The sequence below is a fragment of the Amycolatopsis lexingtonensis genome (assembly GCF_014873755.1).
Classification (GTDB): domain Bacteria; phylum Actinomycetota; class Actinomycetes; order Mycobacteriales; family Pseudonocardiaceae; genus Amycolatopsis; species Amycolatopsis lexingtonensis.
On the sequence record NZ_JADBEG010000001.1, the window covers coordinates 5,037,818 to 5,058,274 of the forward strand.

General features: G+C 71.9%; 22 protein-coding genes. 15 read left to right on the forward strand and 7 right to left on the reverse strand.

What is annotated here, in order from left to right:
* Positions 1-57 precede the first annotated feature (57 nt).
* On the forward strand, positions 58-360 hold the full coding sequence (locus tag H4696_RS22510; RefSeq protein ID WP_086859616.1) for a hypothetical protein: 303 nt from the start codon (positions 58-60) through the stop codon (positions 358-360).
* On the opposite strand, the gene H4696_RS22515 is transcribed toward H4696_RS22510, so the two are convergent.
* On the reverse strand, positions 317-991 hold the full coding sequence (locus H4696_RS22515) for a ribonuclease FAU-1 family protein (RefSeq protein ID WP_192782477.1): 675 nt from the start codon (positions 989-991) through the stop codon (positions 317-319). The genes H4696_RS22510 and H4696_RS22515 overlap by 44 nt on opposite strands.
* On the reverse strand, positions 984-1,829 hold the full coding sequence (locus H4696_RS22520) for a hypothetical protein (protein ID WP_086859612.1): 846 nt from the start codon (positions 1,827-1,829) through the stop codon (positions 984-986). The genes H4696_RS22515 and H4696_RS22520 overlap by 8 nt, the downstream gene beginning before the upstream one ends.
* A gap of 110 nt (positions 1,830-1,939) precedes the next feature.
* Between H4696_RS22520 and H4696_RS22525 the strand changes: the two genes are divergently transcribed.
* From H4696_RS22525 to H4696_RS22545, 5 genes are all read left to right on the forward strand, one after another.
* Positions 1,940-3,439 (forward strand): leucyl aminopeptidase, encoded by a 1,500-nt coding sequence (locus H4696_RS22525; protein WP_086859609.1) that lies wholly within the window; start codon positions 1,940-1,942, stop codon positions 3,437-3,439.
* A gap of 152 nt (positions 3,440-3,591) precedes the next feature.
* On the forward strand, positions 3,592-5,556 hold the full coding sequence (locus H4696_RS22530) for a TRAP transporter permease (protein ID WP_086859471.1): 1,965 nt from the start codon (positions 3,592-3,594) through the stop codon (positions 5,554-5,556).
* Positions 5,553-6,527 carry a TAXI family TRAP transporter solute-binding subunit gene (locus tag H4696_RS22535; RefSeq protein WP_086859473.1) on the forward strand — a complete coding sequence of 325 codons (975 nt, stop codon included), beginning with the start codon at positions 5,553-5,555 and terminating at the stop codon, positions 6,525-6,527. Before H4696_RS22530 ends, H4696_RS22535 begins: the two co-directional genes overlap by 4 nt.
* Positions 6,528-6,536: 9 nt before the next feature.
* A complete protein-coding gene (locus tag H4696_RS22540; RefSeq protein WP_086859475.1) occupies positions 6,537-7,502 on the forward strand; it encodes an SMI1/KNR4 family protein in 966 nt (321 codons plus the stop codon).
* A gap of 10 nt (positions 7,503-7,512) precedes the next feature.
* The gene (locus H4696_RS22545) at positions 7,513-7,965 is read left to right on the forward strand and encodes a GNAT family N-acetyltransferase (RefSeq protein ID WP_192782478.1); all 453 of its coding nucleotides are present in this window, start codon (positions 7,513-7,515) and stop codon (positions 7,963-7,965) included.
* On the opposite strand, the gene H4696_RS22550 is transcribed toward H4696_RS22545, so the two are convergent.
* Positions 7,962-8,306 (reverse strand): oxidoreductase, encoded by a 345-nt coding sequence (locus H4696_RS22550; protein WP_086859477.1) that lies wholly within the window; start codon positions 8,304-8,306, stop codon positions 7,962-7,964. The genes H4696_RS22545 and H4696_RS22550 overlap by 4 nt on opposite strands.
* A gap of 182 nt (positions 8,307-8,488) precedes the next feature.
* Here H4696_RS22550 and lpdA point away from each other — a divergent pair, with 182 nt between their 5' ends.
* The 5 genes from lpdA (at position 8,489) to lipB (ending at position 14,050) form a co-directional block, all read left to right on the forward strand.
* Positions 8,489-9,862 (forward strand): dihydrolipoyl dehydrogenase, encoded by a 1,374-nt coding sequence (gene lpdA / locus H4696_RS22555; protein WP_086859478.1) that lies wholly within the window; start codon positions 8,489-8,491, stop codon positions 9,860-9,862.
* Positions 9,863-9,917: 55 nt separating this feature from the next.
* Positions 9,918-11,690, forward strand: a complete 1,773-nt coding sequence (gene sucB, locus H4696_RS22560) for a 2-oxoglutarate dehydrogenase, E2 component, dihydrolipoamide succinyltransferase (protein WP_192782479.1) — start codon at positions 9,918-9,920, stop codon at positions 11,688-11,690.
* Positions 11,691-11,817: 127 nt separating this feature from the next.
* Positions 11,818-12,690, forward strand: coding sequence for a TIGR01777 family oxidoreductase (locus H4696_RS22565; protein WP_086865527.1), 873 nt, complete (start codon positions 11,818-11,820; stop codon positions 12,688-12,690).
* A complete protein-coding gene (locus H4696_RS22570; RefSeq protein WP_192782480.1) occupies positions 12,687-13,310 on the forward strand; it encodes a phosphatase PAP2 family protein in 624 nt (207 codons plus the stop codon). The genes H4696_RS22565 and H4696_RS22570 overlap by 4 nt, the downstream gene beginning before the upstream one ends.
* Positions 13,307-14,050 (forward strand): lipoyl(octanoyl) transferase LipB, encoded by a 744-nt coding sequence (gene lipB / locus H4696_RS22575; protein ID WP_192782481.1) that lies wholly within the window; start codon positions 13,307-13,309, stop codon positions 14,048-14,050. Before H4696_RS22570 ends, lipB begins: the two co-directional genes overlap by 4 nt.
* A 64-nt stretch (positions 14,051-14,114) precedes the next feature.
* Here lipB and H4696_RS22580 read toward each other — a convergent pair whose 3' ends face one another.
* Complete coding sequence (locus H4696_RS22580; protein ID WP_086859012.1) at positions 14,115-15,050, reverse strand: LLM class F420-dependent oxidoreductase; 936 nt, start codon at positions 15,048-15,050, stop codon at positions 14,115-14,117.
* A 4-nt stretch (positions 15,051-15,054) separates the two neighbouring features.
* A complete protein-coding gene (locus H4696_RS22585) occupies positions 15,055-15,681 on the reverse strand; it encodes a TetR/AcrR family transcriptional regulator (RefSeq protein ID WP_086859013.1) in 627 nt (208 codons plus the stop codon).
* A 131-nt stretch (positions 15,682-15,812) separates the two neighbouring features.
* On the opposite strand from H4696_RS22585, the gene H4696_RS22590 reads away from it, so the two are divergent.
* The 4 genes from H4696_RS22590 to H4696_RS22605 are packed head-to-tail and all read left to right on the forward strand — an operon-like array spanning position 15,813 to position 19,025.
* Complete coding sequence (locus H4696_RS22590; protein WP_086859014.1) at positions 15,813-16,334, forward strand: hypothetical protein; 522 nt, start codon at positions 15,813-15,815, stop codon at positions 16,332-16,334.
* 18 nt (positions 16,335-16,352) lie between these two features.
* Positions 16,353-17,300 (forward strand): oxidoreductase, encoded by a 948-nt coding sequence (locus H4696_RS22595; RefSeq protein ID WP_086859015.1) that lies wholly within the window; start codon positions 16,353-16,355, stop codon positions 17,298-17,300.
* Between the two features lie 25 nt (positions 17,301-17,325).
* Positions 17,326-18,327, forward strand: coding sequence for a lipoyl synthase (gene lipA, locus H4696_RS22600; protein WP_086859016.1), 1,002 nt, complete (start codon positions 17,326-17,328; stop codon positions 18,325-18,327).
* Between the two features lie 44 nt (positions 18,328-18,371).
* A complete protein-coding gene (locus H4696_RS22605) occupies positions 18,372-19,025 on the forward strand; it encodes a DedA family protein (RefSeq protein WP_086859017.1) in 654 nt (217 codons plus the stop codon).
* A gap of 50 nt (positions 19,026-19,075) precedes the next feature.
* Here the strand turns inward: H4696_RS22605 and H4696_RS22610 are convergent, their stop codons facing one another.
* Entirely contained in the window at positions 19,076-19,834 is a 759-nt protein-coding gene (locus H4696_RS22610; protein WP_086859018.1) for a hypothetical protein, read from the reverse strand.
* On the reverse strand, positions 19,831-20,394 hold the full coding sequence (locus H4696_RS22615; protein WP_086859019.1) for a papain-like cysteine protease family protein: 564 nt from the start codon (positions 20,392-20,394) through the stop codon (positions 19,831-19,833). Before H4696_RS22615 ends, H4696_RS22610 begins: the two co-directional genes overlap by 4 nt.
* Between the last annotated feature and the right edge of the window lie 63 nt (positions 20,395-20,457).

Sequence of the window (20,457 nt, forward strand, 5' to 3'; positions counted from 1 at the left end):
ATGTCCTCGTGTTCCGGGTCGCCCGCGCCCGCGCCGTGACGGCTCTACTATGACGCTGTGACCTACCACTCCACGCAGCCGGTGCCCCGGCCCAAGACCGGCGGGGCCGACGTCAAGACGTTCGCCACCGCGGTGCTCCTGACGTTCGGCGTCGGCCTGCTCGGCATGGTCGGCTGGGCGCTGCTCAGCAGCGGCTTCGGCGGGTTCCTCGGCCTCGTCGCGGGCGTCTTCGGCATCGTCTGGTGGCGGAGCATCCACGGCAAGACCGTGTTCCCGAAGGTGATCCCGACGAAGTCGGTCGTCATCCTCGCCGTCATCAACGTCGTGCTGGCGCTGATCCTGTTCCTGACCGCGGGCTGAGCCCGGCCAGCAGTCCCGGGGGCAGCTGCGGCGCCGGCCACGCCGGGTCCGGGCGGAAGTCGGTGTCCGTGCCGTCGAACGGGTAGGCGCCGCGTTCGGCCAGCGCGCCGATCCGCTCGCCCTCTTCGCGCAGCCGGTCGAGCTGCTCCCGCGTCAGCCGTCCGGCGTCGATCGCGACCTCGGCTTCGTCCTCGTCGTCCCAGTGCCACGTGCCGTCCCGGTCGACGACGACGTCGAGCACGCCGTCGATCCGGTCGACCCCCAGCGGGTTCCGGCCGAGCGGGACCTCGAGGTTGACGTACCAGTTCGTGAAGCGGCCCTCGGCGTCGAAGAACCACCAGACCGACGACCATTCGTCGTCGGCGATGCGGCGCAGCGTGGACGTGCGGTGCCAGAAGTCCGGCACCGGCACCCGCGGGATGCGGAACCGCTGTTCCAGGGGTGCTTCCGCCATCGTGCGCCCGTCCACGAGCCGGCTGCCGACGATCGGCGTGCCCGCCGGCAGCCAGGCGAGCAGCACGCGGCCGTCGTCTTCCAGCACGCGCAGCGGGTGGACCTGGCCGATCGAGCCGTCCGGGCGGTGGAACCGTTCGACCACCGTCTGCCCCGGCCCCCAGCGTCGATCAGTCACGCACCCCACTGTACCTGCGCGCGCGTACGCCCAGTAGCAGCTCGGTCACGGTGACCAGTCCCGCGGCGACGAGCACCGGCAGCACCGGCAGGAAGTACGCGGCCACCGCGGCGACGGCCAGCCCGGCGAGCCCCGGCACCCCCGCCCGCGTCCGGACTTCGACGCCCGCGGCGAGCGCCGGGACGACCGTGGCGACCACCGCGACGGCGGTCAGCAGGGGCTGCAGCGCGTCCGCGTCGGCGGCGGCGAGCAGGTCGCGTAGGGAGGTGAGCGACAGCCCGAGCCGGACGGCGCCGAGCTGATAGAGCGCGGCGAAGGCCGCCAGCACGGCGACCGCGCCGAGCAGCAGAACGCGCAGGCCCGCGTGCTCCCGCCCGCGCGGCCGCAGGAACGGCAGCGCGAGCACGGCGGCGACGAGGACACCCGCGAAGTCCGGCGGGCGGAGGCCGTCCGCCGTCCCCACCGGCGGCACGGCGACGCACACCACGACGAGCACCAGCCCCGCCGCGAGCAGCAGCCCGCCCGCGATCCGTACGACGATCGTCGGGACCTTCAGCCCGGCGAACCCCGCGCCGGCGACCACGACGACGAAGGCCGCCGCGGCGAGTTCGCGGTGCGCGGGGAAGACGTAGGCCCCGAACGCGATCGCGTAGACCGTCGTTTCGGCGAGCCGCGCGAGGGCCACGACGACCCGGTCGACCAGGGCGTCCCCCGGTTCCGGCACCCGCGCGGACGCACCGGCGGCGACCGCCGCGAGCACCAGCCCGGCGAGCAGCCACCAGCCCGCGCCCGCCGCTCCCGCCGCCAGCAGCACCAGCAGCCCGCCACCCAGCCGCACGCGGTCCTCCCTCTCCCTCTGTTCACCCCGGCTTCCGTCGTCATTAGCATGGCTCACGATCCCGGCCGGGCCGGTGCCCGGTACCACCGAGAACGCGCGAGGAGCCAGAAGTGACCGTGCCTAAGCTCGCCCTGTCCGACAACACCGGGGAGGCACTGGCCAAGACGCGCGCCGACGTGGTCGTCATCGGCACCCTGCAGGGCGAGGACGGCCCGGTCCTCGCCGCCGGTGCCGCCGCCGTCGACGCCGCTTTCGACGGCCGCCTCGCCGACCTGCTGGCCACGCTCGGCGCGAGCGGCAAGGCCGAAGAGGTCGTCAAGGTCCCGACGCTGGGCAAGCTCCCGGCCGCCGTCGTGCTCGCCGTCGGCCTGGGCAAGCCGGGCGACGCCGTCACCCCCGAGCAGGTCCGCCGCGCCGCGGGCGCCGCCGGCCGCGCGCTGGCCGGCACCGACCGCGCGCTCGTGACGCTGTCCGAGCTCGACCTGCAGGCCGCCGTCGAGGGCACGGTCATGGGCTCCTATGTCTTCACCGCCTACCGCTCCGAGAAGGGTGACGCGCCGGTCGCGAAGGTCGACTTCGCGAGCCCGGCCGACGGCACCGCCCGCGAGCACAAGGCGACGCTGAAGGCCGCCACGTCCATCGCCGAGGCCGTGCTGACCGCCCGCGACCTGATCAACACCCCGCCGAACGACCTGTACCCGGCCTCCTTCGCCGACCGCGCGAAGAAGCTGGCCGAGGACAACGGCCTCGAGTTCGAGGTCCTCGACGAGAAGGCACTGAAGCGCAAGGGCTTCGGCGGCATCCTCGGCGTCGGCGGCGGCTCGGCCCGCCAGCCGCGCCTGGTGCGCATCGGCTACAAGCCGGCCAAGGCCGCCAAGAAGGTCGCGCTGGTCGGCAAGGGCATCACGTTCGACTCGGGCGGCATCTCGCTCAAGCCCGCCGCGAACATGGACCACATGACCTCGGACATGTCCGGCGCGGCCGGCGTGCTCGCGGCCGTGGTGCTGGCGGCGAAGCTGAAGTACCCGCTGGAGGTCGTCGCGCACATCCCGCTGGCGGAGAACCTGCCCTCGGGCACGTCCTACCGCCCGGGCGACGTCCTGACCATGTACGGCGGCAAGACCGTCGAGGTCCTCAACACCGACGCCGAGGGCCGGCTGGTGCTCGTGGACGCGATGGTCCGCGCGGCCGAGGAGAACCCGGACTACCTGATCGAGACCTCGACGCTGACCGGCGCCCAGGTCGTCGCGCTCGGCAACCGCACCGCGGGTGTCATGGGCTCCGAGGACTTCCGCGATCGCGTCGCCGCGATCATGCAGGCCACCGGCGAGAACGGCTGGGCCATGCCGCTGCCGGAGGAGCTGCGCGCCGACCTCGACTCGCGCCTGGCCGACCTGGCCAACGTGACCGGCCACCGCTGGGGCGGCATGCTCGCGGCCGGGATCTTCCTGCGCGAGTTCGTCGCCGACGGCCTCGACTGGGTCCACATCGACATCGCGGGCCCGTCGTTCAACACCGGTTCCCCGTGGGGCTACACCGGCAAGGGCGGCACCGGCGTCCCGGTCCGCACGATCGCCGCGGTCCTGGCGGACATCGCCGCCAACGGCTGAGTCTCAAGCGCCCCAATGTGGCGTTGGTTGCGTCAGACGCACCCAATGTGGCGTTCGGTGCGTCTGACGCACCGAACGCCACATTGGGGCGCTTGGGTCCGGTGATCCCTTTGCCGGTTTCGGTGTGATCCGCGACACCGTACGGTGGCCGGGTGACGACCGAGCCGGTGGACCGCGACTCCCCCGCCGAAATCGCCGCCGAGCACGACGAAGAGCGCCCGGCGCGCACGCTCTCCCGGCTCCCGGACCGCGTCGTCTACTTCGTCGCGCTGGCCGTCGCCGTGCTGGTGCTCAAGCAGGTGTTCTTCCCCTTCGCCAAGGGCAACCAGTTCTACCTCGTGCTCTTCCTCGGCGTGACGCTGCCGCTGGTCTTCCTCTGCTACCGCCCGCGGCTGCGCGGCCGTGACGACCCCGGCTGGACCGACTGGACGCTCGCCGCCGTCGCGCTGGCCGTCGGCCTCTACCCCGTGCTCGCCGGGTACGACGACTTCCTGAACCGCCAAGGCATCCTGTCCCCGCTGGACGTCGTCGCCGGCGCGCTGCTGCTGGTGCTGGTCCTCGAAGCCACCCGCCGCACCACCGGGCTGGTGCTGCCGATCGTCTGCCTGCTCTTCCTCGCCTACGCCTACTACGGCGGCTTCCTCCCGCAGAACTGGGGCATCGCGCACGCGGGCATCGACTTCAGCCAGATCGTCAACGCGCTCTTCAACGACGCGAGCGGGTTCTACGGCACCCCGCTCGACGTCGCGGGCAGCTACATCGTGCTGTTCACCCTCTACGGCGCCGTGCTCAACGCCTCCGGCGCCGGGCAGTTCTTCGTGGACATCTCGTTCGCCGCGTTCCGGAAGTCGCGGACGGCACCGGGCCGGACCACCGTCCTGTCGGGATTCCTGCTCGGCACGGTGTCGGGTTCGGGCACCGCCACCGCCGTCAGCCTCGGCTCGATCACCTGGCCGATCCTCAAGAAAGCCCGCTACCCCAAGGAAAACGCGGGCGGGCTGCTCGCCGCGTCCGGGATCGGGGCCATCCTCTCCCCGCCGACGCTCGGCGCCGCCGCGTTCATCATCGCCGAGTACCTGCAGACGTCGTACCTGAAGGTGCTGATCTGGGCGACCGTGCCGACGCTGCTGTACTACCTCGGCATCGTGTTCGCGATGGAGGCCGACGCCCGGCGATTCAAGGCCGAAGCGGTCGAGGTCCCCCACGGCGATCCGTGGAAACTGTTGCTGCGCGGCGGTTACCACTTCCTGTCGCTGGCGATCATCGTCGTGTTCCTCGCCCTCGACATCCCGCCGTTCGCCGCGGTCGTCTACGCGACCGGCGTCGCCGCGCTCTTCGCGCTGATCGCCCGGCGCCACGACGTCCGCGGGTGGGCGAAGGACATGGTCGACGCGCTTTCGGCGGGCGTGCGCGGGGCACTGCCGGTGATCGCGGTGTGCGCGGCGGCCGGCGTGATCACCTCGACCATCACCAAGACCGGGCTCGGCCTCGAACTCGCGGACGCGCTGGTGGAGCTGGCCGGCGCGCTCACCGACAACGGCACGCTCATCCTCATCCTGACCGTGCTGCTCTCCGCGGTCGCCGTCGGCGTGCTCGGCCTGGCCGTGCCGGTCACCGCGAGCTTCATCATCGCCTGGGTCGTGATCGGCCCCGCGCTGGAGACGCTGGGCGTCGCCGACGCCGAGCGCGCGATGTTCATCTTTTACTACGCCGTGCTTTCCGAGGTCACGCCGCCGACCGCGCTCGCCGCCGTCGCGTCGGCGGCGATCACCGGCGGTTCGGTGCTGGGCACCATGTGGCAGTGCTGGAAGTACACGCTCCCGGCGTTCCTGGTGCCGATCGCCTTCGTGCTCACCGACAACGGCGCCGCGCTGCTGCTGGAGTCCGACGCGCTGACCGTCGTCTGGGTGGCGGCGGTCTCCGCGCTGGCCGTCGCCGCGCTGGCGGTGGTGACAGGGGGCTGGCTGTTCGGGCCGGTCAGCCTGCCGGTGCGGCTGCTGTTCGTCCCCTCCGCGCTGTGCCTGCTCTACCTGGAGCCGGTGCCGATCGCGATCGGCGCCGCGTGCGGTGCCGCCGCGCTGCTCGCCCACGCCGTGATCAAGAGGAGGACAGCATGAAACGCGCACTCGTCACCGCCGCGGTGCTCGCCTTGGCCGTCACCGGCTGCGGCGGCAAGCAGCAGACGGACTCGGCCACGCCCGGCGGTTCACAGTCCTGCGAAGCCGGCGAAGGCCGGATCACCATCGCCACCGGCAACAGCGGCGGCGTCTACTACGTGCTGGGCGGCGGGCTGGCCCAGCTGATCAGCACCAACACCAAGCTCCGGGCGACGGCCGCGGAGACCGGCGCGTCGGTGCAGAACATCCAGCAGCTGGTGGCGGGCAACTACGACGTCGCGTTCTCGCTGGCCGACACCGCGGCGGACGCGGTGAACGGCAAGGGTTCCTTCGACGGCAAGCCGCAGAAGGTCCAGGCCCTGGCGCGGATCTACCCGAACTCGACGCAGGTGCTGGTCCGCGCGGACTCGGGCATCAACTCCGTCGCGGACATGAAGGGCAAGCGGATCTCGACGGGCTCGCCGAAGTCGGGCACCGAGGTGATCGCGAACCGCCTGCTGCAGGCGGCCGGCCTCAAGCCGGACACCGACGTCCAGGCGCAGCGGCTCGACCTGGCCAAGACCGCCGACGGAATGAAGGCGGGCACGCTCGACGGGCTCGTCTGGTCCGGCGGCCTGCCGACCGCGCAGATCACCGACATCACGACCGCGTTGAAGGACAAGGTGAAGTTCCTCGACATCACGCCGCTGCTGCCGAAGCTCAAGGAGGTCAACCCGGTCTACGACCAGGCCGTGATCCCGAAGGCGACCTACGCGCAGCCGTCCGACGTGCCGACGGTCGTGGTGCCCAACCTGCTGCTGGTGCGCGAGGACTTCCCGGCGGGCAACGCGTGCGCGATCACGAAGCTGATCTTCGACAAGCAGGCCGAACTGGCGAAGGTGCACCCGGCGGCGAAGCAGATCACCAAGCAGCTGGCCACGCAGACCGACCCGGTTCCGCTGCACCCGGGAGCCAAGCAAGCACTGGGCTAGGGTCGAAGGATGGACGCCGGTGAGTACCTCGAGGCGGCGGTCCGCGACGTTCTGACCGCCGCCGAGCCGGGCGTCGACGACCAGGTCGGCTACGCGGCTTTGCTGCTCGCCGTCACCGGCGCGCTCGGCGAGGCCGACCGGCTGGCGGCGCAGTGGCTGGCCCGCACGGAACGGCCGGCCGCCGCGCTGGCCGCCGGACCGGTGCGGGCCCGCGCGTGGGCGATGCTCTTCGAAGCCCGCGGTGCGCGGCCGGACTGGGCGGAGGGGCTGCCGCCGCTGGATCTCGATTTCGAGGAGCGCACGCACACGGCGTCGCTGCGCCGTCCGGTGTCCGACCTCGACGGTGTCCTCCCGCCGGGCCCGATCGCGGAGGTCGTCAAGCACGTCGCCCCTTCGCGCCCGGACCGCGTGCGCACGGCCCTGCTCGACGGCGACCTCGCCGGCTGGGCTTCGCTCGCCGGGCCGCGCCCCGACGTCGCGACCCTCGCGGCGACGCGGGCGCTGGCCCCGGCGCTGGTGGCGGGCGCGGACCCGCTCGGACTGCGGGACTGGGCCCCGGCCTGCGCGGGCGCGCTCATCGCGGCCCTGCACGAGCGCTACCCGGCCGACCTCGGCAGCTGGCCCGAGCTGATCGCTGAGATCGTGCGCCTGCGCGGCGGCCCGGCCGTCCCTCCCCCGGCGTCGGAGGCCGCGATCCGGTCGGCCGAGCTGCGGCTCGGCGTCGAGCTGCCGCCGGACCACCGCGAGTTCCTGCGCACCTGCGACGGCCTCCCCGCGGACGTGGTCTTCCCCCGCCTGCTCGGCACCGCGGACCTGCGCGCCGAGAACGGCGTCGTCGTACTGGCGGACCCGGCGGTGCTGCTGCTCTCGGCCGGTCACGTCGTCGAGGTCGACCCGGTCCTCGGCAGCACGGTCCACCCGTCGTTCCGCGCGGCGCTGGTCAAGCACGCCACCCTGCTCGCCCAAGCCAGCTAGGTTGGTCCCGGTGACCACCCTCACCGCGGCGACGATCACCCCCGCCAACGTCGCCGCCGCGTGCCAGCTGGCCGTCGAGCCGCACCAGAGGGAGTTCGTCGCCCCGGTCGCCGTCTCGCTCGCCGAGGCCTACACCCAGCCGGAGGTCGCCTGGCCGCGGCTGATCCTCGACGACGGTGAACCGGTCGCCTTCGTGATGGGCGGCTTCGACCCGAGCGCCGAGCTGGACTTCTTCCGCTGCGGGATCTGGCGGCTGAACGTCGGCGCCGGCGTCCAGGGCCGCGGGTACGGCCGCTTCGCCGTCGAAACCGTCCTCGAAGAAGCCCGCCGGCGCGGTCAGAACGCCGCCACCGTGCTGTGGATCCCGGCCGAGGGCGGCCCGGAGGACTTCTACCTCAAGCTGGGCTTCCGCCCGACCGGCCAGACCCACAACGGCGAGGTCGTCGGCCGGATCGAGCTTTAGACCTGCCCGCGCTTCTTGCGTTCGGTGTACTCGCGCATCCGCTTCGGGTAGCCGACGCGGGCGACCTCGTAGACCGGGATGGACCGGCGGTGGCCGAACTGCTGCGCGGCCTCCAGGCTGCCGATGCGGCGCCGGGTCCACTCGCCGTCGTGGGCGATCAACACCACAGTGGTCTCCGTGACATTGGTCCGAGGCTCCACATAGGCCTCCACCCCGTGCCTCGAGGCCACCCACTCCTCCAGGTGCCGGGTGTCTTCCGAGCTGGCTTTCCGCAGCGTGCCGGCCCGTTGCCCACCCTTGGCCCGCCTGCGCAGCGAGTCGAAGAGCCCCACCACGACCACCTCTCCTCCCGAGACCTACGCCACTCATTATCCCGATGTCCGCGTGTGGTCGGCGTCGCACACCCGGCTAGGTCGCAGCCCCATCCGGCGTAGTGACAAGATGGCGGGTGTCGCGCGCGCGGTTATACCGCGCACGGGCGACGACAGAGCACCACCCCACTGCTTGCCGAGGAGTTATACAAGTGACCGACACCTCCGCCGACCTCGTGATCCTGGGAGGCGGATCGGGCGGCTACGCCGCGGCGTTCCGCGCGGCCGAGCTGGGCCTTTCCGTCACGTTGATCGAGAAGGACAAGCTGGGCGGGACCTGCCTCCACCGGGGCTGCATCCCGACCAAGGCCCTGCTGCACGCCGCCGAGGTCGCCGACGAGACCCGTGAAGCCGAGGCGGTCGGCGTCAAGGCCGTCTTCGAGGGCATCGACATCGCCGGGGTCAACAAGTACAAGGACGGGATCGTCGCCCGCCTGTACAAGGGCCTGCAGGGCCTGGCCAAGGCGCACAAGGTGAACCTCGTCGAGGGCAGCGGCACGTTCGTCGGCGGCACGACCGTCGAGGTGGACGGCACCCGCCACACCGGCAAGAACGTCATCCTCGCCACCGGCTCGTACTCGCGCACGCTGCCCGGCCTGGAGCTCGGCGGCCGCATCATCGCCAGCGAGCAGGCCCTGTCCCTCGACTACGTCCCCAAGAAGGTCGTGGTGCTGGGCGGCGGCGTCATCGGCGTCGAGTTCGCCAGCGTCTGGGCGTCCTTCGGCGTCGACGTCACCATCGTCGAGGCCCTGCCGCGGCTGGTCCCGAACGAGGACGAGTTCGCGTCCAAGCAGCTCGAGCGCGCCTTCCGCCGCCGCAAGATCGCCTTCAAGACGGGCGTGCGGTTCACCGGCGCGAAGCAGGACGACAACGGCGTGAGCGTTTCGCTGGAATCCGGCGAGACCCTCGAGGCCGACCTGCTGCTGGTCGCCGTCGGCCGCGGGCCGAACTCGGCGGGCCACGGCTACGAGGAGGCCGGCGTCAAGATCGAGCGCGGCTTCGTCCTCACCGACGAGCGGCTGCGCACCAACCTGCCGAACGTCTACGCCGTCGGCGACATCGTCCCGGGCCTGCAGCTCGCGCACCGCGGCTTCCAGCAGGGCATCTTCGTCGCCGAGGAGATCGCCGGGCAGAACCCGCGCGTGATCGACGAGAGCGGCATCCCGCGGGTCACCTACTCGCACCCCGAGGTCGCGTCGGTCGGGCTGACCGAGTCGCAGGCCAAGGACAAGTACGGCGCCGACGTCACGACGTTCACCTACGACCTCGGCGGCAACGGCAAGAGCCAGATCCTCAAGACCTCGGGCGGCGTCAAGCTCGTCAAGGCGCCGGACGGCCCGGTCGTCGGCGTGCACATGGTGGGCGACCGCGTCGGCGAGCTGATCGGCGAAGCGCAGCTGATCTACAGCTGGGAAGCCTTCCCCGAGGACGTCGCACCCCTCATCCACGCCCACCCGACCCAGACCGAGGCCCTCGGTGAAGCGTTCCTCGCCCTCGCGGGGAAGCCGCTGCACGTGCACAGCTGACGTCCCACCAGCAGAATCCAGACCACGCAGAACTTGGAAGAGGAGTCAGCGAACGATGGCCTACTCCGTCACATTGCCGGAGCTCGGGGAGAGCGTCACCGAAGGCACCGTAACCCGGTGGCTCAAGCAGGAGGGCGACACCGTCGAGGTCGACGAGCCGTTGCTCGAGATCTCGACCGACAAGGTCGACACCGAGGTTCCGTCCCCGGTGGCGGGCACGGTCGTGAAGATCAGCGCCCAGGAAGACGAGACCGTCGAGGTCGGCGGCGAGCTCGCCGTGATCGACGACGGCTCGGGCGGGGTGCCCGAGTCCTCGGCCCCGGCCCAGGAGGAGAAGTCCGAGCCGGCGCCCGCGCAGCCGGAGCCTGAGCCGCAGGCCCAGGACAGCGCCCCGAGCAAGCCGGACACCGCGCCGGCCGCCGGCGGCGAAGGCACCGAGGTGAAGCTGCCCGAGCTGGGCGAGAGCGTCACCGAAGGCACCGTCACGCGCTGGCTGAAGGCGGTCGGCGACTCGGTCGAGGTCGACGAGCCGCTGCTCGAGATCTCCACCGACAAGGTCGACACCGAGGTGCCGTCGCCGGTGGCCGGCACGGTGCTGGAGATCCGCGCGGGCGAGGACGAGACCGTCGAGGTCGGCGGCGTCCTGGCCGTCATCGGTGACGCGAACGCGGCACCGAAGGCCGAGCCGAAGCCGGAACCCAAGCCCGAGCCCAAGCCGGAACCGAAGCCCGAGCCGGTCCAGGAGACCAAGCCCGAGCCGAAGCCCGAGCCCAAGCCGGAACCGAAGCCGCAGGCCGCCCCGGCCGCGGCCGCCACGGAGTCGGCTCCGGCCGCCGCGGCGAAGGACGGCTCGGCGGACGGCCCGTACGTCACGCCGCTGGTCCGCAAGCTGGCGACCGAGCACGGCATCGACCTGGCGTCGCTGACCGGCAGCGGCGTCGGCGGCCGGATCCGCAAGCAGGACGTCCTGGCCGCGGCCGAGGAGAAGCAGAAGGCGGCCGCTCCGGCGCCCGCCGCGGCTGCCCCGGCTGCCCCGGCCGCCGCTGCCGCCCCGTCGGCGCCGGCCGCGCGTCCGGCGGCCCCGGTTTCGCCGGAGCTCGCCGCGCTGCGCGGCACGGTCCAGAAGGCCAGCCGGATCCGCCAGATCACGGCCACCAAGACCCGCGAGTCGCTGCAGATCGCCGCGCAGCTCACGCAGGTCCAGGAGGTCGACGTCACGAAGATCGCCAAGCTGCGCCAGCGCGCGAAGGCGGCCTTCAAGGAGCGCGAGGGCGTCAACCTGACGTTCCTGCCGTTCTTCGCGAAGGCCACGGTCGAGGCGCTCAAGCAGCACCCGAACGTCAACGCGTCCTACAACGAGGACACGAAGGAGATCACCTACCACGGCGCCGTGCACCTGGGCATCGCGGTGGACACCGAGCGCGGGCTGCTCTCGGTCGTGATCCACGACGCGGGCGAGCTGAGCCTGGCCGGGCTCGCGCACCGGATCGCCGACCTGGCGGGCCGCGCGCGGTCGGGCCAGATCAAGCCGGACGAGCTGTCGGGCGGCACCTTCTCGATCACGAACATCGGCAGCGTCGGCGCGCTGTTCGACACGCCGATCATCGTGCAGCCGCAGTCGGGCATCCTCGGCACCGGCGCGGTCGTCAAGCGCCCGGTCGTGATCGCGGACGCCGACGGCAACGACACGATCGCCGTCCGGTCGATGGCGTACCTGCCGCTGACCTACGACCACCGCCTGGTGGACGGGGCCGACGCGGGCCGCTTCCTGACGACGATCAAGCAGCGCCTGGAAGAGGGCAACTTCGAGGGCGAACTCGGCCTCTGAGGTTTCCGCAGTCCGTGAAGGCCTCCTTACCGGTCATAAACGCCGGTAAGGAGGCCTTCACGGCTTTCCGGGCCCCGTGAGTGAGTCCGGGAGTGCGGTGGCGCAGCGGATGCGCAACGATCGGGGCATGCGAGTACTGATCGCCGGAGCGAGCGGCTTGATCGGGTCGGCGCTGGGTGAGCGCCTGCTGGGCGACGGGCACGAGGTCCGCCGCCTGGTGCGGCGGGAAGCGCGCGGCGGCGGCGAATTCCGCTGGAACCCGCCGTCCGGGACCATCGCGGACGGCGCCTTCGAGGGCGTCGACGCCGTCGTCAACCTGGGCGGGAAACCGTTGTTCCCCGGCCGGTGGAGCGCGATGCGCAAGCAGGAGCTCACCGACAGCCGCGTCGAGCCGACCGAGGTGCTGGCCGAAGCCGTCGCCGAACACGGGATCGGCGTGTTCGTCAACGCTTCCGCCGTCGGGTACTACGGCAACCCTGGATCGTCCACTGTGGACGAAACCGCCCCGCGTGGCGAGGGCTTCCTCGCCGAGCTCTGCGAAAAGTGGGAAGCGGCGACGGCGGCGGCCGGGGACGCGCGGGTGGTGAACATCCGCACCGGGCTGGTGCTGTCCGCGAAAGGCGGGCTCTACGGCACCCTGCGCCCGCTCTTCCAGCTCTGCCTGGGCGGGCGGCTCGGCGATGGCCGCCAGTACATGCCGTGGATCGCCCTCGACGACGAGGTCGGCGCCATCGTGCACGTCGTGACGCACGACATTTCGGGCCCGGTGAACCTGACCGGGCCGGCCCCGGTGACCAACGCCGAGTTCACTCGCGCGGTCGGCCGTGCGCTGCACCGCCCGGCGCCGTGGTGGGTGCCCGGGTTCGCGCTCAAGGCCGTGCTCGGCCAGGCCGGCGAGGAAATGGCGTTGTTCGGGCAGCGGGCCGTCCCGGCCGTGCTGGAGCGGTCCGGGTACGCGTTCCGCCACCCGACGCTGGACAGCGCGCTCGCCGCGGCATGACGGTCCCGCTCAAGCGCTGGCTCGTCGTCGGTCTCGCGCTGGCGGCGGCGTTCGTCGCGCTCGGGCTCGGCGTCTCGCGGCAGCCGCTGACCCTCGATTCCCAGGTGGCGAGCGCCCTCCACGGCGTCTACACGCAGCCGCTCGGACGAGTGGCGCAGCTCGGCAGCGACGTCCTCGGCCCGGTGCTCCCCTTCGTCCTCGGCACGGCACTGGTGGCCCTCGCGCTGCGGCAGCGCGAGCACACGGGGTTGTGCGTGCGGCTGGCCGTCGTGCTGGTGCTGTGCCGGCTGACGAGCGTGGTGTTCAAGCCGCTCTTCCTGCGGGAACGCCCGCGCGACTACCCCGACCTGAGCTACCCGAGCGGGCACGTGACGGCGGTGGCGAGCACCGGGTTCACGCTGGTGCTGCTGTGCGCGTGGCTGTGGCCCCGACTGGTGAAGCGGGTTCTGCTGGCTTCCGCGGTGGCCGTCGTGCTCAGCGCCGCCTGCCGCGTGGTGCTCGGCGTGCACTGGGTGTCGGACACGATCGGCGCAGTGCTGGCGGTGACCGGTGTCGGGCTGCTCTCAGCGTGCGCCTTGCGGCTGCTTCCCCCGGGTGACGGGCGTAGCCTCGACGGGTGAGTTCTTCCCGCACCTCCTGCCGCGCCAGCACCGAGCCCGTCGACGTCCGGGAGCTCGGCACGATCGACTACACCGAAGCCTGGGAGCTCCAGCGCAGCCGGCTCACCGAGCGCGCCGACGGCACCGCGCCGGACACGATGTTCCTGCTGCAGCACCCGTCGGTGTACACCGCGGGCAAGCGCACGGAGCCGGCCGACCGCCCGGCCGACGGCACCACGGTGATCGACGTCGACCGCGGCGGCAAGATCACCTGGCACGGCCCCGGCCAGCTGGTCGGCTACCCGATCGTGAAGCTCGCCGACCCGATCGACGTCGTCCACTACGTCCGGCGGCTGGAAGAGGCCCTGATCCACGTGTGCGACCAGCTCGGCGTGGCCAGCGGCCGCGTGGAGGGCCGCAGCGGCGTGTGGATCCCGGCCGACGACCGCGGCATCGAGCGCAAGATCGCGGCCATCGGCATCCGCGTCCAGCGCGGCGTGACGATGCACGGCTTCGAGCTGAACTGCAACGCCGACCTGGCGGCGTTCGACACCATCGTCCCCTGCGGCATCCGCGACGCGGGCGTGACGTCGCTGTCCTACGAGCTCCAGCGCGACGTCACGGTCGAGGCCGTCCTCCCGCTGGCCCGCGACGCCGTCCTGGCGGCGCTGGAAGGCGAGCTGCCGGTGAGCGAGGACCGCTGGCTCCCCCGCCCCGAGGCCCCGCAGGCCCCCGGCGTCACCTTCGCCCTGCAGAACTGAAAGACGTGAATGCCACATTGAGGGACCAAGTGTCCCTCAATGTGGCATTCACGGACTTGGGGCGTCAGTCCAGTTGCGGGGCGACTTCCGACGCGATCAGCTCGATCTGGTCCAGGTCCCGCATGTCCAGCAGCTGCAGGTAGAGCCGGGTGATCCCGGTCTTCTCCCGCCACTGCCCGATCCGGTCGACGACCTCGGCGGGCGTCCCGGCCAGGCCGTTCGCGCGCAGCTCGGCGACGTCGCGCCCGAGCACCGACGCCCGGCGCTCGACCTCTTCCTCGGTCCGGCCGACGCCGATCACCAGCGCCACCGACCGCAGGATCTCCTTCGGGTCGCGGCCGATCTCCCGCGCCGCCTCCTCGACCCGGGCGAACTGCGCGGCCGCGGTCTCGGCGTCGGCGAAGGGCAGGTTGAACTCGTCGGCGAACCGCGCGGCCAGTGCCGGCGTGCGTTTCTTGCCGCCACCGCCGATGATCACCGGCGGGGCCGGCTGCTGCGCCGGCTTCGGGAGCGCGGGCGAGTCCGTCAGCGTGTAGTACTGGCCGGCGAAGGAGTACGTCGAGCCCACCGGCGTCTTCCACAGGCCGGTGACGATCTCGAGCTGCTCGGCGTACCGGTCGAAGCGCTCCTTCAGCGGCGGCAGCGTCAGGCCGTACGCCTCGTGCTCGGCGTCGTACCAGCCGGAGCCGAGCCCGAACTCGACGCGCCCGCCCGACATCTGATCGACCTGCGCGACCGAGATGGCCAGCGGCCCGGGGTGCCGGAACGTCGCCGCGGTGACGAGCGTGCCGAGCCGGATCCGGGTCGTCTCGCGGGCCAGGCCGGCCAGGGTGATCCAGGCGTCGGTCGGGCCGGGCAGGCCGTCGGCCGAGCCCATCTTCAGGTAGTGGTCGCTGCGGAAGAAGGCGTCGTAGCCGGCCGCTTCGGCGGTCTTGGCGGCCCGCAGCTGGTCGTCGTAGGTGGCCCCCTGCTGGGGCTCGGTGAAGATCCTCAAGTCCACGCCGTCAGCCTATCGACGGGGAGACCTCCGCGCCGTCCTGCTCGGTCCGCCGCAGCCGGACGAGCATGCGGACGATCACATCCTCGATCTCGGCCCCGACCCGTTTCGGGTCCGGCGAGCTGGCGATCTCGGTCGCCGCGCTGGACAGCGCGCCGAACAGCAGCCGCGCGGTGACCTCCACCGGGACCGGCTCGACCTCGCCCGCGTCGATCAGCGACTGCAGGCCCGAGCGGACCAGCCCGAAGCTGCACCGCTCCTCGGCCTCGCGCCAGCGTTCCCAGCCCATCACCACCGGCGCCTCGTGGATGGCGATCCGCTGGTAGGCGGGGTCGAGGCAGCTGCGGATGAACGCGTTGAGCCCGCCGAGCGCCCGCTCCCACGGCGTGCCCTCGCCGGTCATGATCTTGTCGAGGCGGTCGTAGACCAGGCTCTCGACCTGGTCGAACGCGGCCTCGAAGAGCGCCTGCTTGCCGCTGAAGTGGTGGTACAGGGCTCCCTTGGTGACCCGGGCGCGTTTGGCGATCTCGTCGAGCGAGGTACCCGCGTAGCCGCGTTTGGTGAACAGTTCGACCGCGCTGTCGACCAGCGCGGACCGCGTCGACTCGGAGTAGTCGAGTCGTCTGGACCTCATTGTCGCCACCTTCACAACTTTACGCCCGGAGGATCTCTCCATACTCATGGTATGTTCGCCGGGTCAGGTCCGTACCGGGAGTATGCCGCAGACCCGCGGTATGACCCGGGCCACGGAAGGGGAGCCACACCATGAGCTGGACAGACTTCTACCGGCGGCAGGAGATCCTCGAAGCCGCCGTCCGCCTGGCCGCCCGGAACCCGGGCGCGCCGCTGCCGCTCGAAGAAGTACCGGGGGCCGAGGAGCACTTCGGCACCGAAGAGAACATCCTCACCGCCCTGCAGTACCAGTGGACGCGCACGCTCGGCGGCCGGCTGCGCGCCGAGGTCGCCGATCCGGACGAAGCCGACGGCCTCGGCGACCACGTCGACGCCGTCACCCGCGCCTGGCGCACCGCCGTCGACGAGCACGCCGACCTGCGCGCGGTCCTCGACGGCGCGTACGAGCGGTACGCGTCGCTGCGCCGGATGCACGAGGGCGAGCTGCGGATGCTCGCCGTCACGGCCGGGCTGGCCGACCCGCGCGAGCCGGCCGAGGAGATCGTCAAGGTGGGCCACGCGCTGGAAGCGCTGCTGCACACCAGCCGCGAGGAGCCCGTCCGGCGTCGCCCGGTCATGGGACACCTTCGCCGGCTGCTCGCGCCGAGTGCGTGAACGGTGTAAAGAACACGTATGACACGGTGGACCGAGAACGACATCGCGGATCAGAGCGGCCGGAACGTCGTGGTCACGGGGGCGAACTCCGGGCTCGGTCTCCGCACCGCCGAGGTGCTCGCGGGCAAGGGGGCCCGCGTGTTCCTCGCCTGCCGTTCGCCCGAACGCGGCGCGAAGGCACTGGACCAGGTCCGCGCGGCCGCCGCGGGCGCCGAACCCGAGCTCATCCCATTGGACCTGAGCGAGCTCGCCTCGGTGCGCGCGGCCGCCGCGTCGGTACGCGAACGGACCGGTGACGTCCTCGACGTCCTGGTCGCCAACGCCGGCGTGATGGCGACCGCCCGCGGCCGCACCGCCGACGGCTTCGAGCTGCAGTTCGGCACCAACTACCTCGGCCACGCGGCGCTGACGTGGCTGCTGCTGCCCGCCTTGCGCGGCGGGACGCACGCCCGCGTCGTCACGCTGTCGAGCCTGGCCGCCACCGGCGCCCGCATCGACCTCGAAGACCCCAACAGCGAGCACCGCCGCTACAACCCGGCGACCGCGTACGGCCAGTCGAAGCTCGCGAACCAGGTGTTCGCCCTGGAGCTCGACCGCCGCCTGCGCGCGGCCGGCGAGGACATCCTGAGCGTCGCCGCCCACCCGGGTTACACGGCGACCGGCCTCGGCAGCGGCATGGCCCGCTCGTACACGAACCCGGTCGTCCGCGGCGTCATCGCGGGCGGCCACCGCATCGGCGAGGCCCTGTTCGCCCAGAACGTCCGCCAGGGCGCGCTCCCGCAGCTGTACGCGGCCACGGCGGACGGCGTCGAAGGCGGCGACTACATCGCCCCCGGCGGCCTCGGCGGCGTGCGCGGGTACCCGGTGAAAGCGCGTCCCCTCACCCCCGCGCTGAGCGAGTCGCTGGGGGCCGCGCTGTGGGACGTCACGGCGAAGCTGACCGGCGTCACCCCCGACCCCGCTTAGCCCGGACGGGCGTACGGTTGGAGGCGTGAGTGCTGCGCCTGAAGGCCGGAAGCTGCTGCGTCTCGAGGTTCGCAACAGTGAGACGCCGATCGAGAAGAAGCCGCCGTGGATCAAGACGCGGGTGCGGATGGGGCCGGAGTTCACCGAACTCAAGGGCCTGGTGCGCCGCGAGGGTCTGCACACGGTGTGCGAAGAGGCCGGTTGTCCCAACATCTATGAGTGCTGGGAAGACCGGGAAGCCACGTTCCTGATCGGTGGCGACCAATGCACGCGCCGGTGTGACTTCTGCCAAATCGACACCGGCAAGCCCGCGGCCCTCGACCGCACGGAACCGCGCAAGGTCGCGGAATCCGTGCAGGCCATGGGTCTGCGGTACTCGACCGTCACCGGCGTGGCCCGCGATGATCTGTCCGATGGTGGCGCCTGGCTGTACGCCGAGACCGTCCGGCAGATCCACGACCTGAACCCGGGCACCGGTGTCGAGCTGCTGATCCCGGACTTCAACGCCGACCCCGACCAGCTGGCTGAGGTGTTCGGGTCGCGGCCGGAGGTGCTGGCGCACAACGTGGAGACGGTGCCGCGGATCTTCAAGCGGATCCGCCCCGGTTTCCGGTACGCGCGTTCGCTGGAGGTCATCACGAAGGCTCGTGAGGCCGGTTTGGTGACGAAGTCGAACCTGATCCTGGGCATGGGCGAAACCCCGGACGAGGTGGCTCCGGCGATGCAGGATCTGGTCGACGCGGGCTGCGAGATCTTGACGATCACGCAGTACCTGCGTCCGTCGCCGCGGCATCACCCGGTGGACCGCTGGGTGAAGCCGGAGGAGTTCGTCGAGCATTCGCAGGCTGCCGAGGCGATGGGCTTCGCCGGTGTGATGGCCGGGCCGCTGGTGCGCTCGTCGTACCGCGCGGGACGCCTGTACGCCCAGACGAAGGCCCACCGCGGCGAGGACCTGCCGGAGAACCTGGCCCACCTGACCGCCGAAGGCCCGGCCGCGCAGGAAGCGGCGTCGCTGCTCGCCCGGTGACACACGTCACCCCACCATCCTTAAAGGATCGGTAAAGTGGCGGCATGGCCCTGGTTTCGGACCTCCTCAGCTGGTTGCAAGGACTCCCGGAACCGGGGCTCGTCGCGGCCACCGGCGGCCTGGTGTTCGCCGAATGCACGATCGGCCTGGGTTTCCTGGCCCCCGGCGAATCCGGCCTGCTGATCGCGGCGACGACGGCGAACACCGTGGCGCGCTTCCTCGCCCTGTGGGCGGTGGTGACCGTGTGCGCGACGGCGGGCGACGCGCTCGGCTACTTCCTCGGCCGCCGCTTCGGGCCGCGCCTGCGCGAGACGAAGCTGATCCGCAAGTACGGCCTCGACGCCTGGGACAAAGCCACCGGAGTCCTCGAACGCCGTGGCGCGTGGGCGGTGTTCTTCGCTCGCTTCCTGCCGGTGATCCGCACCCTGACGCCGGCCGCGGCGGGCACGTCGGGCCTTCCGTTCCGCAAGTTCCTCCCCGCTGCGGCGGCGGGCGCCTTCTGCTGGTCCCTGGTCCACATCGGCATCGGGGCGGCGCTGGGCGAAGCGGCGAAACGCATCGAGGGCGCCCTCAACACGGGCGGCCTGATCGCGGTGGGCGTCCTCGCGGCGGTGGCGGTGTTCTTCCTGCTCCGCCTGAAGAAGCGCAAGATCCTGGCGACCCCGGAGCCGGACCGCGAGCCCGAGCGCGTGCCCTGACCCGAGCCACGAGGGTGCGGTCCGGTCTCCCGGGCCGCACCCTCCCGGCGTCAGCGGCGGGCGCGCGCCGCCTTGCCGGTGGCCCAGCCGATCAAGCCGAGCGCCAGCAGCGCTCCACCGGCGGCGAACGGCCAGGAACCGGTGCCCGGCGCAGGAGCCGCCGGCGGTGCCGCGGCGAGGTCGTACCCGCCGAGCTTGCCCTGGTCGCGGTAAGCCGAACCGGGCAGCTTGTCGCCGTACAGGCGGTGCACCAGCTGCTGGTACGCCGCCACCGCGACCCCTTCGCCGACCCGCTGGCGGGCCGGGTCGTTCAGCGGGAGCACGCGGCCGTCGCGCACCCGGTACCACGCGTTGACCTGCGGTTCGGTGAACACCAGGTCCCCGTGCGCCTGCGCCGGGTAGGTCAGCTCCTCGGTGCCGGTCGTGAAGTTGGTCGCGGTCAGCCCGGCCGCGTCGCGAGTCACCCACACGGTGGCCTGCCGCCCGGTCGACGCCTGCGCCTTCACCGCGTAGTAGGCGAACGACGCGGGCTTCGCGCCCGGCTTCCCCGCGACGAACGCGGGATCCAGCGAATAGACGCTCTGCGGTTCACTGTCGACCTTGGGCGCCTGCGCGACATCGGCGCGCGCGACGCCGGCCCGCCGGTCGAGCTGGCCGAAGAACGCCGAAAGCTGGGCGTCCGCCGACTTGACCGCGGCGGCGACCTCGTCGGACGACGGCGTCGAAGCCGACGCCGTGCCGCCGAAGCCCAGCACCAGTGCCGTCCCCGCGAAGAGCGTGACGAGTCCACGGAAGAGGTTCACGGTCACGCCCCGATCCGGTAGAGGGACTGCGCCCACTGGAACTGCCCGTTGCTCACGTAGCTCGAGTGCGCCATCGCGCTGTAGCGCTGGCTGCTCGGCCACGGGTCGCCGTAGTAGACGAGCCCGCTGGCGTCGTAGCCGTAGATGACCTGGGCGTGCCCGCCGCCCGCCGTCCAGTAGATGCCGGTCTCGATCGGACGGCGGCCGGTGATCTCGCTCTGCACCGACGCGAAGCTGAGCGCGCCGGTGACCGTGCCGGGCCGCAGGCCGAGCGCCTGGTAGCCGCGCTGCACGTACGTCAGTTCGCCGGGCTGGTTGGGGCACTGCGAACCGGCCGGGTAGCCGCGGGAGTAGTCGCAGAAGGTGTTCTGGCTGGTGCTCGTGCCGTAGCCGAGGAACCGCGCGATGGTCAGGCCGCTCGCGGCCCAGCACCACTGGTTCTGCTCCTGCACCAGCTGGCTGATGGACAACGTCGTCGCTTCGGTGGTCGCGCTCGCGGGCGGGGAGAGCAGGCCGGTGAGGGCCACGCACAGCGCGCCGAGCGCCATTGCTCGTCTGAAGTGCATTCGTTGCTCCTTGTCGGCAACAGGTGGGGACTTCGTGAGCTTCTCCCGTTGCCGCGCCGGGCA